The 14,369-nt window shown below is 54.0% G+C and carries 10 protein-coding genes; 3 read left to right on the top strand and 7 right to left on the bottom strand.

Features of this window, described 5'->3' with window-relative positions:
- Positions 1-2 precede the first annotated feature (2 nt).
- Positions 3-2,621 (top strand): hypothetical protein, encoded by a 2,619-nt coding sequence (locus R6H26_RS26340; RefSeq protein ID WP_404786854.1) that lies wholly within the window; start codon positions 3-5, stop codon positions 2,619-2,621.
- Here R6H26_RS26340 and R6H26_RS26335 read toward each other — a convergent pair.
- Positions 2,618-4,735, bottom strand: a complete 2,118-nt coding sequence (locus R6H26_RS26335; RefSeq protein ID WP_404786852.1) for a hypothetical protein — start codon at positions 4,733-4,735, stop codon at positions 2,618-2,620. The two genes, R6H26_RS26340 and R6H26_RS26335, sit on opposite strands and share 4 nt — an antisense overlap.
- A 607-nt stretch (positions 4,736-5,342) precedes the next feature.
- Here R6H26_RS26335 and R6H26_RS26330 point away from each other — a divergent pair.
- Positions 5,343-5,696 carry a YkvA family protein gene (locus tag R6H26_RS26330; protein ID WP_404786850.1) on the top strand — a complete coding sequence of 118 codons (354 nt, stop codon included), beginning with the start codon at positions 5,343-5,345 and terminating at the stop codon, positions 5,694-5,696.
- A gap of 44 nt (positions 5,697-5,740) precedes the next feature.
- On the opposite strand, the gene R6H26_RS26325 is transcribed toward R6H26_RS26330, so the two are convergent.
- A complete protein-coding gene (locus tag R6H26_RS26325; RefSeq protein WP_404786848.1) occupies positions 5,741-7,381 on the bottom strand; it encodes a tetratricopeptide repeat protein in 1,641 nt (546 codons plus the stop codon).
- An 81-nt stretch (positions 7,382-7,462) separates the two neighbouring features.
- On the opposite strand from R6H26_RS26325, the gene R6H26_RS26320 reads away from it, so the two are divergent.
- Positions 7,463-9,016 (top strand): pentapeptide repeat-containing protein, encoded by a 1,554-nt coding sequence (locus R6H26_RS26320; RefSeq protein WP_404786846.1) that lies wholly within the window; start codon positions 7,463-7,465, stop codon positions 9,014-9,016.
- Between the two features lie 19 nt (positions 9,017-9,035).
- Here R6H26_RS26320 and R6H26_RS26315 read toward each other — a convergent pair whose 3' ends face one another.
- The 5 genes from R6H26_RS26315 to R6H26_RS26295 all read right to left on the bottom strand — a co-directional run bounded on the left by R6H26_RS26315 (position 9,036) and on the right by R6H26_RS26295 (position 14,169).
- A complete protein-coding gene (locus R6H26_RS26315; RefSeq protein WP_404786844.1) occupies positions 9,036-9,632 on the bottom strand; it encodes a DUF4340 domain-containing protein in 597 nt (198 codons plus the stop codon).
- Positions 9,629-11,248: a GldG family protein gene (locus R6H26_RS26310; protein ID WP_404786842.1), complete on the bottom strand. Its 1,620-nt coding sequence runs from the start codon at positions 11,246-11,248 to the stop codon at positions 9,629-9,631. Before R6H26_RS26310 ends, R6H26_RS26315 begins: the two co-directional genes overlap by 4 nt.
- A 93-nt stretch (positions 11,249-11,341) precedes the next feature.
- A complete protein-coding gene (locus tag R6H26_RS26305) occupies positions 11,342-12,145 on the bottom strand; it encodes an ABC transporter permease (RefSeq protein ID WP_404786841.1) in 804 nt (267 codons plus the stop codon).
- Positions 12,142-13,179 carry an ABC transporter ATP-binding protein gene (locus tag R6H26_RS26300; protein WP_404786839.1) on the bottom strand — a complete coding sequence of 346 codons (1,038 nt, stop codon included), beginning with the start codon at positions 13,177-13,179 and terminating at the stop codon, positions 12,142-12,144. The genes R6H26_RS26305 and R6H26_RS26300 overlap by 4 nt, the downstream gene beginning before the upstream one ends.
- Positions 13,180-13,314: 135 nt before the next feature.
- On the bottom strand, positions 13,315-14,169 hold the full coding sequence (locus tag R6H26_RS26295) for a DUF72 domain-containing protein (RefSeq protein ID WP_404786837.1): 855 nt from the start codon (positions 14,167-14,169) through the stop codon (positions 13,315-13,317).
- Positions 14,170-14,369: the final 200 nt, after the last annotated feature.

Raw genomic sequence — 14,369 nt, 5'->3', positions numbered from 1 at the left:
AGATGACCGATCGGCAACCCAATCCCGAGGGATCTACGCTCATCCAAGCGGGCAGCGAACGCGACGACACCGTACTTCAGGCAACCGAGGACGGCGAAAGTATCGTCTTACCCATAACGGCTGGTTCGCCCTTAGCCGTCATCTTCAATACCGCTGGCAAAGATAGCCTCATTCCTGGGGCGGTATTTACCCTCAGCGTCACAGTGAGCAATAAAGGGGCTCATAGTGCCGTTATCGACATCTGGATCGACCCGATCTCTGAAGCCGTTCGATCTTGGTATGCTCCAGTGCGCGATCGGTTAGCGTTGGGGTCCGGGCAAAGCAATGAAGCAATCTTCCATTTCCGGGTTCCGGTGGGAACCCTTCCCGGACTGTATTCTTATCAGGTGGTGGTGGACGCCCAAGAGCACTATCCCGAAGATACGCCCCTCAGCTTTCCCCAACAACTCCAGGTGCTCGCGACCGTAGGGGATATCGTGCGGGACAGTCATCCCACCTTTCTCCTGCAACCCGCAACCCGCTCTACCGCACCAGTCCTATTGCGACCGGGAGAGGCTTTGCAGATGCAAGTCACGGTCGAGAATCGCGGCGATCGCGTGGATCGATTCCGCCTGATGTGCCCCGACTTACCCCAGGATTGGTATCGCGTCATCTACCCCGAGGGCGTTCAGGGATCGGGACTGGTCGTAGCATCCGATAGCCTCAACCTCAATCCGGGCGAACGAGGGCTGATTTTGTGGTCGATCGCGCCGCCCCTCAATACCCTGGCAGGCCATTACGTCCCTACGCTGCGCGTCTACTCTGACAATTATCCAGATCTCATGCTGATAGATTTGGTCTACTTGCAAGTTTTGCCAACTTACACGCTGCAATTAGAACTGCGGACTTTAATCGGGCGGATCGAACGACAGGCGGGTTTATTTCAAGTGCGCTTCCACAATGCCGGAAACACGCCGCGAACCATTGCCTTACAAGCCCAGTCTCAAGAGGAAGGCAATCGTTGCAGCTATACCTGGGCGCAGCCAGTGGCGCGCATTTTACCCCAGGAAACCGTCGGCGTAAATTTGCAGGTTCTGCCTCGCAACAAATGGCAGCGGCCCTTCTTTGGCGGGCGGGTTTTCAACTTTAATATCGGTCTAGAAGATACGCAGCGGCACCCGCTTCCCGTCGATAACCTCCAAGGCATTCTGGTTTGGGAACCTCGGCCCTGGTGGCATCTGTTGTCGCTAGCGATATTGGGGTTGCTGATTTTGGCGGCGATCGCCTACCTCATCTGGTGGTTTGCCTTTAGAAAGCCACCACCCCTCAAAATTTTGGAATTCTATCCGGAGAATAGCGCTTACGCTGCCGAAAACGGCGATGTCATTCGCCTCGGCTGGCAAATCAGCCAGCCCCAACGGATTCAATCCATTACCATCCAAGGGATGTCTGCCGAGGGAGAACCCCTCACGCGTCCCGATATTTACGATTTGAGCCAGGGGTTGCCGAGCCCGCTGAAAGGCTTTTGTACCCAGAGCCGAAGTTTGTTGCTCTGCCGGAACTTTCGCACCTCTGCGCGCAAAGCAGGCACCTATATTTTTGAGATGACCCTCCAATCGAACGCTAAAGACCTTGCGTCTCTGACGCGTAAAACCAGTCCCGTGCAGATCGCGCCCATTCCGCTGCCTCAAGTCGTCACCTTTGGCGCGACCCAACCCGCCTATCTAGAACAAAGCCCGCTTCCCGCTCGACCGCCTCTTGCTAAACCGCTTCCCGCTCGACCGCTTCCCGCCTCGAATCGCCAGCGCAAAATGCCCGCTCCCATCCCCGGCATCCGCTTGAATTGGCAGCTCACCCATCCAGCGCGCCTCCAAGAATTACGCCTGATCGGTCTGAATCCCGAAGGTAAAACGGTCAGTCCGATGAAGCGATTCGATTTCAGTCGAGGACTCCCTGCAACCCTTCAGCCCTTTTGCAAAATCGACGAGCAGCTCGTCTGTAAAAATGTTGCAACGGGCATCAACATGCCAGGAGACTATACTTTCGAGCTGTCCGCCGTTCCAAAGCCTCAAATCGGTCAGGCGATCGCTACCAAAAAGTCAGAGTCTATCAAAGTTTTACCCCTGCCAACGCAAATCTTAGCCTTCAACCTCAACGGCCAACCTGCCCGACCCAGTTATCTGATTCCCATCGTTCCCCCAAAAGCGCCGAAATTACTGCTGTCCTGGCACGTAAAAGCCAGTCAGGGCACCCAATTATCCCTAGTCCCCTTTCCGGGAAACGTGCCCTTACAGGGCAGCGTGCCCATCATTCTGGGCCCGACCCCCGCCAGCAACACGCTGACCTTGCAAGCCATCAGCCCCGCTGGAGAACAGGTCGCCCGCTCGGTTACGATCGAAACCTACGATCCCAATGCGACCAATCCCGAGAAGGTTGCGGCTGCCGCCGCCGCTGCCGCCGCCGCCCAGATCGCGAAAGCGCAACAACAAGCTGCCAAGGAACAGGCCGCCGCAGGCAGTGCAGCCGCAGGTGGAGCAACCGCCCAGCCAACGTTTCAACTCCCCCGTCGCACTCCCGCCCCCCCTTTAACACCCGATTCCCTCGCCCCCCTAGAACAGCCCCCCCAACTCGATCGGCGTTAGGGTAACGGCACGAGACCTGTTTCTGCAAGCAGGCGCTGTCCTTCGCTGGTTTTGAGCGCTTCGGCTATTTTCTCGCCAATTGAAGGGCGATCGTTATCTCTGGGGTAGATGACGGCAAGCGGGTAGGCGAGGGGATAGCGTCCTGTCTGAAAGGCCCGAGGGTTCAGGGCGTAGGTTCCCTTTTTACTGCACAAATCGGTCGCAGGCGAAATTGGCTTGCCATTCTTGAATTTCAAGACCTGAACTGGAGGTTGCCCCTTTTTACCGAGCGCTAAAGGATACACCGAGCACTGGCCGACTGCTTTGCTAAACGTTGCAAAACCGATCGACCCGATATCGCGCAACTCAAAATCGCGAATCACCGCACGCATCATCTCAAATTCTGGAAGGGGATTGGGTGCAAACCCCCGATCGACGATCCGCGTTCTGAAGACTTCAAGCACTTCGTTATTTTGAGGAGAGTAACGCTGCAAGCGGAGGGCGGGTCCGTCGAACGCTTGCCAACTTTCTCGCTGGCTTGAATAGACTCGCGCGATTTGCTCTAGGGTCAGACGGCCATCGAGGAGCATCGGCAAGCTCTGCTCGCGTTTGGAGTAGCTAAACGCGACAAAGACTGCAATTCCATCGTAAGCAATGGTTTGCGATTCTAAATCGTCTGGCAATGGCTGCAGTAACGGAGCGATCGCAAAGGCAGCATTGCCCGAACGCACGTTGGCGATCGCCCGTTCGATGGAAGTCGTCGGCTCTAGTTTTAAGTTCAGTTGAGGAAAGGTAGACTTGAGCTGTCGATCGAGCGTAACACCTTGGCGAATCAGATTTTTTTGTTGCAGCACGTAACTCCAAGTTCCATTCTGCGGGGCAGCATAGGTAAAGGTTCCAGGCGATATGCCCGCAACATCTTTGAAGCAGCACAGCAGCAACGTTTTGGCGGGGGATGATTTTGCATTGAAGTTAGAAATCAGAAGACCGACCAGCCAGCCCAACAAAACCAGCCCGAGGAGGCTGCCTGCCAAAACAAGCAACCGCAATCCGATCCTTTTTTTGGGCGCAGGTTCGGGGGGCAACTCGACCTGCATTGTGGGAACTTTCTGGGGCGGCGGGGGAAATCGATACAATTCCTGAAGCGCCACATCCGCACTCTCAAAGGGTTGCTCCACCCTCAGCAACCTTAAGATAAATTGTTTTAACCTCGGCTCCACGGGAGGCCAATGTTGGCTCTTGCTGGGATCGAGGGGTTGTGGGTTCTCTTTAGCGATATCTGCCGCTAGCAGGGAATGCGCGACTGAACCCAGCGCGACCAAATCATCGGCGACCGATCCCAGGCTGGATTGAACGACGGAGGGGAGAAATAAACCTTCCCACAAACTTAAGTCGCAGAGATAAATGTAGAAATCGCCATCCCGCGAGAGATCTGAAGGCTGGGCGATCGGGGAACTCTCGCGTTCCATTGTTTTGAAGGAAATCAACAAGCTATCCAGACTCAAATTTCCATGCACCAGTCCCGCCACCATCTGACCGGAGGAAAGACGAAAGTTCTGTTCGTGCAAAAACTTCAGCGATTGCAATACTTGCTGGAGCAACCGATAGACTAGATTTTCCGAGCAAACTCCGCCTAGCAAGTATTCTCTCAAGGTAGGACTGGCACTGGTTGGATCTAGAACGAGATAGCACCTTGCCTGAGCGATATCGGCGATCGCTTCCATCATTGTCAGCAAGCGAAAGTCCTGCAATCTACCATCGGCAAGATCGATCCCGGCAAGTTGCGCGAAGGATTGTTGTCGTTGTCGAGTCTCCTCTAAGCTGAAATGACGCTGGGGCAGCAAATACTCCTTAATCGCAACGGGTTGATTTAGACCCAGCAAAGTAGCGCGATACAACCTGCCCAGCCCTCGCTTCCCGATCCACTCGTTAATTCGATAAATTCCATCTCTTCCCCGAATTTCTGCATTATCTGCCAAAGGGCTGGGAAAGAAACAAATGGAACAATTCAGAACGGGACCGTCAGACGTTGAAGATCGCGGGAGGGTACATCCTAAAGGATTTCCTTCCTGACAGTTGTAGTGTCTGTAGGGAGAGTCGACGATCTTAAGATTACCGTAACCTTCAACATCCATGTTTTCGTGCAAACCATCAGAGGCTGGGTAAGGTTTCCCCTATTATCTGCGATCGCAGATTAGCAATCACAATTGTAGAATTCAACGAGATCCGTTTCGAACAATTTTTATTTCAATGGCTTGAGTTTGCAACAGGCCATCTTCTATAGTTTTGAACTAAAGTGCTAAGACTCAACGCTCGCGCACGAGGGGTTAGTATGATACACCGCAATGCTTCGGGAGACATCATCGGATCCGCGAAGCCAAAATCTCCAGTTGTCGATCCGACCTGTTGGTTTACCCCTCAGTCGATTGACACTTCTCAGCCAAATTTAGGGAAATCTGGCTCTTATACCTTTACACTATTACCGAGTTTCCCAAAGACGTTATTTGAATTTAGAAAATACGACGGTGCCAAAGCACTCACAGCCCTGTTATTAGCATTCGCTGCGATTTATTTTCTGCTGGGGTTTCTAGGGTTTCTAGTCGATCGCACACCCTGGATTAGGGACCTGTTGCATCAATCGCTGCCTCCCGATATCCCCCCAAAGCCGCGTGGTGGCAGTTTTGGAACGCGCTCGGCACAACTGTCACCCACGTCGCCTCTTATGTCGATATCGTCTTTCGCTTGTTTGTCTTTATCTGCGCGTACTGCTTAGCCTGGGCCACCTTCGACCCGCGAAACATTGAAGGGTATGTGATGGGATTTTTTAATACCTGTTTGGGCATCGCGTACATGCTAGCGCCGATCGATGCGATTCCAGATTTCATCCCGGTTATTGGCAGTTTAGACGACACTTTCGCGGGCCTGGGCGTTTGCTTGCTCGGGTTATCTTCCCTGTATCGCAATAAGTTAAGAGAGGTAAAAACCAAAACGATTCTGGAACTCATCGACGATGGCAACAGCCAGAAGGCATTGCAAATGCTCCTCGAAGACAAGGGAATTACGATCGCAGATCGATCTGCCGATACTCGCAAATAACGCTGTCAAGCTCGGTCTGAGCTTGGGATAACGTTAAAACTTGCTTAGTTTTTGGGCGTTTGGCGTTCCATTGCCGTCTTCAAAGCTTCTTGGGCGAGGCCGAGATTTGGATCTAATTTCAGCGCGGCTTGAAGGGTTGAAACTGCTTCGGGATAGCGTTCTAGGAAAAAAAGCGCAATGCCGAATCCGGTCAGGACATTGGCGCTATTGGGTTGGATCTTGGCTGCTCGCTCGTAGGCAACCAGTGCGTTCTCGTACCTTCGCATTTTGACTAAAATAACGCCCTTGTTATACCAACCCAAAAAAGATTGCGGGTTGTATTGAAGCCCATTGTCAACTGAAGATAGGGCAGCACTCAATTGACCTAAATCCAGCAAAACAACGGCACGGTTTACCCAGGCATCAGAATCGGTCGGATTCAGCCGCAATGCTTCGTCGTAGGCTTTTAAGGCTTCCTGCTGTTGCCCCATGGCCCTCAAGATAATGCCCTGATTCAGCCACGCTTTGGCGTAGTTAGGATTGAGTTGAATCGCCCGTTGCGTCGAATCCAGCGCTGCTTCGTACTTCTGCAAATACCACAGAATTGCACCGCGATCGCTCCAAGCTTCGGGATAGGTGGGGGTCATGCCAACCGCCCGATTGACCGACGCCAGTGCTTCTTCATATTTTTGGAGTCCGGTTAGCGCTTTGGCCCGCTGATTCCAAGCTTGAGCCGGAAATTTCTCGTTCCAATTTCCGTCCCCCTGAATCGCGCCATCGCAGGCCTCTAAGGCTTCTTTGTATTGTTCGAGTTGGTTCAGCATCGCACACCGACCGGCTAGGGCCAAAGAAAATTTTTGATTAATTGCAATGGCGCGGTTGTAGGACGTTAGCGATTCGTTAAATCGGGCCAAATTCTCGAACACGAGACCCTCTGCAGCCCAGGTCATCGGATCGTTGGGGTCGATATCGATCGCCCGATCGTAATCGGCGATCGCCTTTTCCCATGCGTCGAGCTGACGGTGAGCCTGCCCGCGATTGGTCCAGGCAAACGCTGCCGATTTATCTCCCCATTTTCCGTTCCCGGCCAAGGCGCGATCGCAGGAATCGATGGCCGCTTCATTCTGCTTCAGTCGCACGAAGGCTTCGCAGCGGTAGGCCAAGGTGAGGGAATCTTGGGGTTCTAACAACAGCGTCCGGTCGTAGGCAATAATGGCCTGCTCGTACTGGGTTTGGCGGCTCAGTAAAATTCCGCGCTGCCGCCAGGCGATCGCGGGCGAAAATCGTCCCCAATTCCCATCGACCTTCAGGGCAAGGGTGCAGGTATCCAATGCCTCTTCGTAGCGCGCTAAGGATTGAAAGGCCATGCATTTGTAGGTGATGGCAAGGGAAGTTTTGGCATCGAGTTGGAGGGATTTATCCGCCGCCGCGATCGCCTCTGGAAATTTCTTGAGTTTTAGGAGCGCGCCGCTGTAATCGGCCCAAATTCCGGCATTTTTTCGTTTGAGGGAGATCGCGCCTTCGCAGGATTTGACAGCTTCTTCGTAGGTACCTGCATCGGTTTGTAAATTGCAGAGATCCGACCAGTATTGAAAGTCTTTCAACCGCTCTTGAAAACTTTTCTGAGCGAGAAGAACGGGCGCGCTGCTAACCCATAAAATTAAAGCGAGGGTTTGAATGCCGAACCAGTTCGAGTTTGGCTGCATGGATTCCACCGCAGGAATGGGAATATTCTATTATCTATCCACTTATCTATCCACAATCGCATTCTCTCAGGAGTTCGATCGATGCGGTACTCAGCCATCGCGATTGTATGCGCTCTAACATACGCTCTAACGCTCCCCCTGAGCGCCCGAGCGGCCAACCGAATTCAGCTCGAGCGGCTTAAAGAAACGCATCAATGCGTCGGCTGCAATCTCCGCAATGCCAATTTAAAGGGATTCTATTTGCGCCAAGCCAACTTGATGGGTGCGAATCTGACGGGCGCAAATCTGAATGGAGCCGATTTGAGGGGTGCATTTCTCAAAAACACGAATTTAAGCGGGTCGGATTTGCGCAATGCCAATTTAGAAGATGCCAATCTAGAAGATGCGAAATTAGAAGGGGCTTTTCTGAAAAATGCCCGACTGAGCGATCGCACGACGCTTGCCGCTAAATGGCGGCTGGTTTGGCTGTTGGTCAATCGGGGTGTGGGTGGCCCGGAGCAATTTGCGTCGGGACTTGCAGCGATCGAGTTGAGCCAGGCCGATCTCAAACAGATCGACCTGCAAAAAACGCACGTCACCGAGTTGGCTAACGCTGACAGGCTTGAGAACAGGTCTACCTTCGAGCGATCCAGTCCGTTTTTGCGCCAGCCCGGCACTATCGACTTCGGCAACGCCGAACTCATCCCGTTGGTGTCCGCTCAGACCCAAGCCAGTCGCAATCTGATGGGTGCGAACCTGACAGGCGCAAATTTAAGCGGTGCCGATCTGAGATACATCAACTTAACCGATGCTAATTTGCTCGGAGCCATCCTGGAAGACGCCGTATTTAGCAATGCGAACTTCGCGCGAGCCAACTTGCAAAAGTCTAGTTTCTTCATTAGCGATCTGAGAAACGCGAACTTTAACGGCTCAGATCTGACCCGGACGAGTTTGAGAGCGACCGATCTGCGCAACGCCCATTTGCAGCAAACCGCCTTAAATCGTGTCGACCTGAGCAGCGCTTATCTGGCAGAGACCGATCTGAGCGACGCCGATTTAAAGCGCGCAAATCTCAGCCGTGCAAATCTCAAAAAAGCGAATCTCAGCCGTGCAAATCTCCGCGGCGCAAATCTGGCTTTGGCAGACCTGCGCGAAGCCAATCTTCGCGAAGCCGCTTTAGTCAGAAGCAACCTCAGAGGGGCTGACCTCAGCGGCAGCGAATTGACCGATTCGAAAATTCGCAGCAGCAAACTCGCTGGCGCAACCCTCAGAGACATGAAATTAAGCGGTGCCGATCTGCGCGCGATAAACCTTCAAAAAGTAGACTTGCGCGGGAACGATTTGAGCAATAGCAATCTCAGCGATAGCAATCTCAGTGGCGCGAACCTCAGCGGAGCAAACCTCTCAGGTGCAAACCTGACGGGCGTCAACTTCAGGCAGGCAGATTTGAGCAATGCCAACCTAACGGGCGCTATGTTGCTCAAAAGCAATTTATTTCTCGCAAATTTGACAAACGCAAATTTGACGAACGCAGACCTATCAGGTGCCAACTTAAAACAGGCTAATTTACAATCGGCCACGGTCAGCAATATCAAGTTCAGCAACACCGCCCTGTGCGGCGCCACTTTACCGGACGGACAGGAGGTTAAATGCTGAGGTCCAGCAGTCAAGGGCGCTACGGTTGTTTGGGCTTGGGCAATGGGGAAGGCTTGGGCGAAGCAGGCTTAGCCTGCCACTCAGCCAGGGGGCGATCGATCGCGTCTAAAAAGCCCGTAGGAATCAAGACAACATCGGCCTTCTTGGCAGCAACACCTGGATCGACTTGGGCGTACACCGCGCTCTGGTTAAAGGTTTGCTTTCCCAAAACGAGTCGATGGGTTGTCTGGTTTTGGAGCTGGAGGGAAACGGTGGCAGCAGGTCGATCGAGGCCAAATTCCTCGAGCTGGGCTGGCTCGGCCTGAAGCGTCCGCTCGCTGGTGCCCGTAGCTAAAAGATTCAACAAAAAGGTAACGGTCCCTTCGTCAGCGGGGCCAGCTTTGGGTGCGGTCAACTTCCAGGCTTTGCCCGTTTTTTCTAGCTTCAAGGTTTGGTTCTTAGACTGAATGGTGAGCTGGGTAATATCGGTTTCTTTGAGCGCAAACAGGGACTTTCCTGCTTTTTGGGCGTCGGTGGTTTGGGATTGCTCGGAACGGGAGCGATCCCAAACGTAGATCCCCCCCGCCAGCAGGAGCGCGATCGCCAAAAGAGCAATGGTACTCGACTTGATTTTCATCGGCGTCTCCACCACAGATAAGCGCCCGTCCCAAAGCCAGCCAAGGGCAAAAAGCCCAAACCGGCCACGATCAACAATCGCCAGTTGGTCGGGTTCAGCTCGATGCGGCGATCCTTCGTTTCTTTAGGGCGAATCGACAGGCTCGGATCTTCCGGGCCGCTCCCCAGCCAAGTCACCGCGTTGAGAAACAGGTCGCTGTTGATCACTTGGGGGTTGCCGACGGTCGCGAAGTCAGAATCGCCGATGACGACCATCTTGGCCTGCACCTTAGAAGCAGGAGACGGCTTTGCCGCAGCCTCTGGCTTGGTCTTATCCGCAACGGGGGTGGGCGTAGATTCAAAGGTGCGGGTGAGGGCAACCCCTATGGTGAGGGGACCTTGGCGATCGCGAGCCGCGTCGAACTGAAGCTTCTCTTGCTTAGAGTCCGCTTCTGCCCAACTTTGAGGGCTGGTCTTGAGCAAATCGGTCACTTGCACGTCAGCAGAAGGCGGCGTTACCGTCACCGCTTGCGCGAGGGGAAAAAAGGATGGACCTTCACCAAAATCTTTCGCGATCGGGTGGTTGCCATACTGCACGACTAGGGGAATGGCAGGACCCAGCCCTAAGAGCTGACCCGATCCAGACGCATCGACAATCACGCGATTGTCTAAGGTAACGCCCCAATCCTCGAGCAGCGGCTCGAGGCCCGTTTTGACGCCAGGGTCTAGCATGAGCATCAAGGATTTGCCGTCTTTGAGATAGTTTTGGAGCAGCTTGACTTCTCCATCCAGATAGGCTCGCTTTGGCCCTGCGACGATCAGCACGTTAGCATCTGCCGGAATCTGCTTTTGCGCGAGAAGGTTGAGGACGTTGACGTTAAAGTCTCGCTTTTTGAGTTCCGTGACGGCAGCGTCTAGGTTGCCCTGACCGCCGTTGATGGGGGCTTCGTCGTGGCCTTGCAGGATGTAAGCGTTCAATTTGCGATCGCGCAGCAGAGAAGCAACTGCCGGGGTCAGGTTCGTTTCGTTGAGTTCTCCTTCGAGGGTTCGAGTGCGATCGCCCGTTTCCAGCACCACTTCTCCCGGCGTCCGAATCTTGTACTTTTCGGCCAATCCGGGTTGAGCTTGAGGGTCGATAAATTCGAAGCTGAGGCGGTCTGGATTTTGACGGCGGTACTGCTCTAGCAGCGACTGCTGCACGGGGGTAGGCTGGTTGCTAAAAACGCGGACTTTTACGGGCTGCTTGAGGGATCGAATCAACTGCTTGGTTTGGGGAGCCAAAGAAAACTGCTGGTTCTCCGTGAAATCGATTTGACTCGGCACCCGCACCGCCAAAAAGTTGATGCTGCCTAAGATAGCAAACACTGCCACCGTCGTCAGGAGGGCATTGGTGCCCGCCTGTACGGAGCGCTGCCGCCACCAAGGCGCGCTGGCATCGCTGGCATTGAGCCAGCGCAGGATCAGCCACAGGGCGATCGCCACCAGTCCCGCCGCAACTAACCCAATCCCCACGGGAGACCACGCCCCAGAGACTAAACTGGCGCTACCCCCGGCGATCGCCAAGCCAAGGCCCACCCAAAACAGCGGATCGATTAGCTTTGGGCTTAGATTTAGCTTTGGTATCAAACTTTTTGCCACAGAATTTTCCTACCTTTATATCGGCAAGCCGCTCGTTCCAAGGGGTTTGCGGCTTTAGAATCGAGTTCGCACCTCAATTTAAATCGCTGCCTGCTAGGACTGCTGAAAGCGAATCAGATCGATGGACTGGGCGGTCAAGAATAGCCCGAGCCCTACGTAGCTCAAAAACAAAACGACGCTAGAACTGTCTAACACCCCTTGCGTGAGGCTGGTATAGTGCTTGAGCAGCGAGAGATGCTTTAATACTTCTCCACCCGTGCCGCTGACGGTTTGGCCCAAAAAATCCAGAATCCACAGCACCAGCACTAACACGAACGTCAAAAACGCCGCCAAAATTGCGCTGTCATTGAGGGACGAAATAAACATTCCCAAGGACAGCACCGCCGCCGCTAGCAGCAGAATGCCGAGATGGCCCACAAAGAAGATTGGGAGCGGAAATGCAGGTTTGGAAGCGCTCAACAAAAACAGCTCCAAGATCGCAATGGGAACGATCAGCGTTACGACAAAGGCCAGCACCGCCATCAGCTTACCCAAGGCGACCGCCCAGTTGGTAATTGGCGAGGTGGCCAATAGCTCTAGCGTATGCCGCTTGCGCTCCTCGGTATAGAGATTCATGGACAGCACGGGCAAGATAAACAGCAGAATCGAACCCATCACCGACAAAAAGTTTTGCAAGATTAAGGTGGGCACGTCCAACGGCGCACCGCCCCCCTGGCCCATTTGTCGCCCCACGTCATTTTGAGCGGCATACTGAATCACTTGTTGAGAGACCAACACTAAAAACAGAGCGGTCAAAATCCAGAAAAATCCAGCAATGATGTAGGACAGCGGCGACCTAAAGTAGCCCTGAAGCTCCTTGCGGAAGATGGCGTCAATGTTGGCCAGTACCGTAATCATGCTGTTTCCTCTGACTGTTCTGAAGCGGGTTCGAGTTGCGTTGGCTCGGCGGGCGTTGCAGCAGGCGCAATTTCACTCGCCGAATCCACTGCTTTTTCTTCGGTGGTGAGCTGCAAAAATACATCCTCTAGGCTAGCGCCGACTCGCCGCATTTCGTAAAGGCCGATCTGCTCTGAGACTAAAACTTCGGCCAACTGTTTCCCAAAGTCTGCGTTGGTTTCAGTACTCACGCGCAGCCGATGGCGCTGGGCTGGCAGCCCGTCTGCCGCCAGCCAGTCTAGGTCGCTCAGGTCTGCCACCCGCTGCAACCGCTCTGCAATTTGACCGCGATCGCCCTCTACTTCCAGCTCGTAGCGCATTCCTCCAGAGAGCTGAAGCATGAGATCCTCCGGCGTACCGGAACTCACCACGCAACCCCGATTGATGATGGCCACGCGATCGCAGGTCATGCTCACTTCCGGCAGGATGTGGGTGGACAAGATCGCGGTCGTCTGTCCTCCCAGATTTTTAATCAGGTTGCGCACCTCAATAATTTGGCGCGGATCGAGACCCACAGTTGGCTCGTCCAAAATAATCGCGGGCGGATCGTGGACGATCGCCTGGGCAATGCCCACCCGTTGCCGGAAACCCTTGGAGAGCTTTCGGATATGGACCTTGCGCTTTTCTTGGAGGTTGCAGCGCTTGATGGCGGAGGCGATTTTAATCGCGCGATCGCCCGCCGCAACGCCCTTAATTCGAGCCACAAAGTTGAGATAGTCTTCGACAGTCATTTCCGTGTAGAGGGGCGGCGTTTCGGGCAAGTACCCGATTCGCTGCCGCACCGCCATCGGGCTTTCGTGGACTTCATAGCCCGCAACTCTGGCGGTTCCGTCGCTGGCGGGGAGGTACCCGGATAAAATCCGCATCGTCGTGGTTTTACCCGCGCCGTTTGGCCCCAGTAGTCCTAAAATCTCTCCGGGTTCGGCCCGAAACGTGACGTCATTAATGGCAGTCGTTGAGCCATATATTTTGCTCAAGTGCTCAACTTCGATCATGTTTTAACCCCAACTGCTGTGGCTACGTCCTTTCTACCACCATTGTGTCCTTTCGAATACATTTTGTTCCTCCTGGCGCGCTTTGCTACTAATCTGCGGTTTGGCCTAAGGCTGCACTCCGCCCCATAGCACAGTCTAAAATAGGTCGAGTTGAACGGGGGGCGGTGGAGCGATTTCCCATTCTAGTGGCGGAATCGGAACGGATCGTTCTTCTAACAACTGTTGAAAATAACGCGCGTTCTGGGGAGAATGTTCCTCAACGGGGCAGTGAACGAAGAGATAAATGGATTTCCCCTGCTGCAACCAGTTTTGAAGATCGGAAGCCCAACCCATCATAAATTCGCGGTTCAGGAATCGATCGGGATGGCTGATGTAGCGAATAAAGGCAAAAGGGGCCGTGACCGCAGGCTGGAGGGGCAGCCTTGGTTTCCGCCGTGCGGCGGTCTGCTCTGGGTTGTCATCGCACTCGTAGACGGGGCGACTGTCCAGCAAGACGCGGCCTATCGATAGGGATTGAAGGAGTGAATTAAGGGAAGTAGTTGGGGCAGCATTAAACCATTGAGGATGGCGAACCTCTAGGGCCAAAGGCACCCCGCAGGCGTGCAACCCCTTGAGAAAGGCTTCTAAATCTGAAAACGACTGAGGGCCATAGTTGGGCGGAAGCTGCACGAACAGCGGGCCGAGGCGATCGCCCAAACCCTGCATCAGGGCAATAAACCTCAGGGCATCATCGATTTTGGGCTGAAGCGCGCCTTCATGGGTAATGCTGCGGGGAAACTTGGGGCAAAACTCAAATCCAGAGGGCGTCTCTCGCACCCATCTGGCGATCGTCTCAGCAGCAGGGACGGAATAGAACGTGGCATTGCATTCAACGGTCGCAAACCGTTGGCTGTAGAGCTGCAAAAATTTTGAAGCCGAAGTTCCAGGCGGAAACACATCTCCGATCCAGCCTTTATAGGCCCAGATGGCACAACCCAATTTAAAGCTCATCTTTCTCTAATCATGCATTGAGGTTGCTCGATCCTAGACGAATGCGGATGTCGATCGCGCCCCACAAAAGACGGAGAGTCGGCATTAGGGCGATCCGGGCTGTACGAAACCGACTCGCCTGTGCTTTGACCGCAGCCGACTTTGCTGGGTCAAAATTGCCCGCGCAATAAAATGCCCCGCAGCGACCTGCGGGGCATTCT

The sequence above is a fragment of the Altericista sp. CCNU0014 genome (assembly GCF_044923475.1).
GTDB lineage: Bacteria > Cyanobacteriota > Cyanobacteriia > Thermosynechococcales > Thermosynechococcaceae > JAAURS01.
This window is presented reverse-complemented; position numbering and strand designations above follow the sequence as displayed.

Bases quoted from the DNA above. Each gene is read 5' to 3' on its own strand.
- R6H26_RS26315 (WP_404786844.1), bottom strand. From the start codon at position 9,632: ATGAAAATCAAGTCGAGTACCATTGCTCTTTTGGCGATCGCGCTCCTG.
- R6H26_RS26295 (WP_404786837.1), bottom strand. From the start codon at position 14,169: ATGAGCTTTAAATTGGGTTGTGCCATCTGGGCCTATAAAGGCTGGATC.
- R6H26_RS26300 (WP_404786839.1), bottom strand. From the start codon at position 13,179: ATGATCGAAGTTGAGCACTTGAGCAAAATATATGGCTCAACGACTGCC.
- R6H26_RS26320 (WP_404786846.1), top strand. From the start codon at position 7,463: ATGCGGTACTCAGCCATCGCGATTGTATGCGCTCTAACATACGCTCTA.
- R6H26_RS26335 (WP_404786852.1), bottom strand. From the start codon at position 4,735: ATGGATGTTGAAGGTTACGGTAATCTTAAGATCGTCGACTCTCCCTAC.
- R6H26_RS26305 (WP_404786841.1), bottom strand. From the start codon at position 12,145: ATGATTACGGTACTGGCCAACATTGACGCCATCTTCCGCAAGGAGCTT.
- R6H26_RS26340 (WP_404786854.1), top strand. From the start codon at position 3: ATGACCGATCGGCAACCCAATCCCGAGGGATCTACGCTCATCCAAGCG.
- R6H26_RS26325 (WP_404786848.1), bottom strand. From the start codon at position 7,381: ATGCAGCCAAACTCGAACTGGTTCGGCATTCAAACCCTCGCTTTAATT.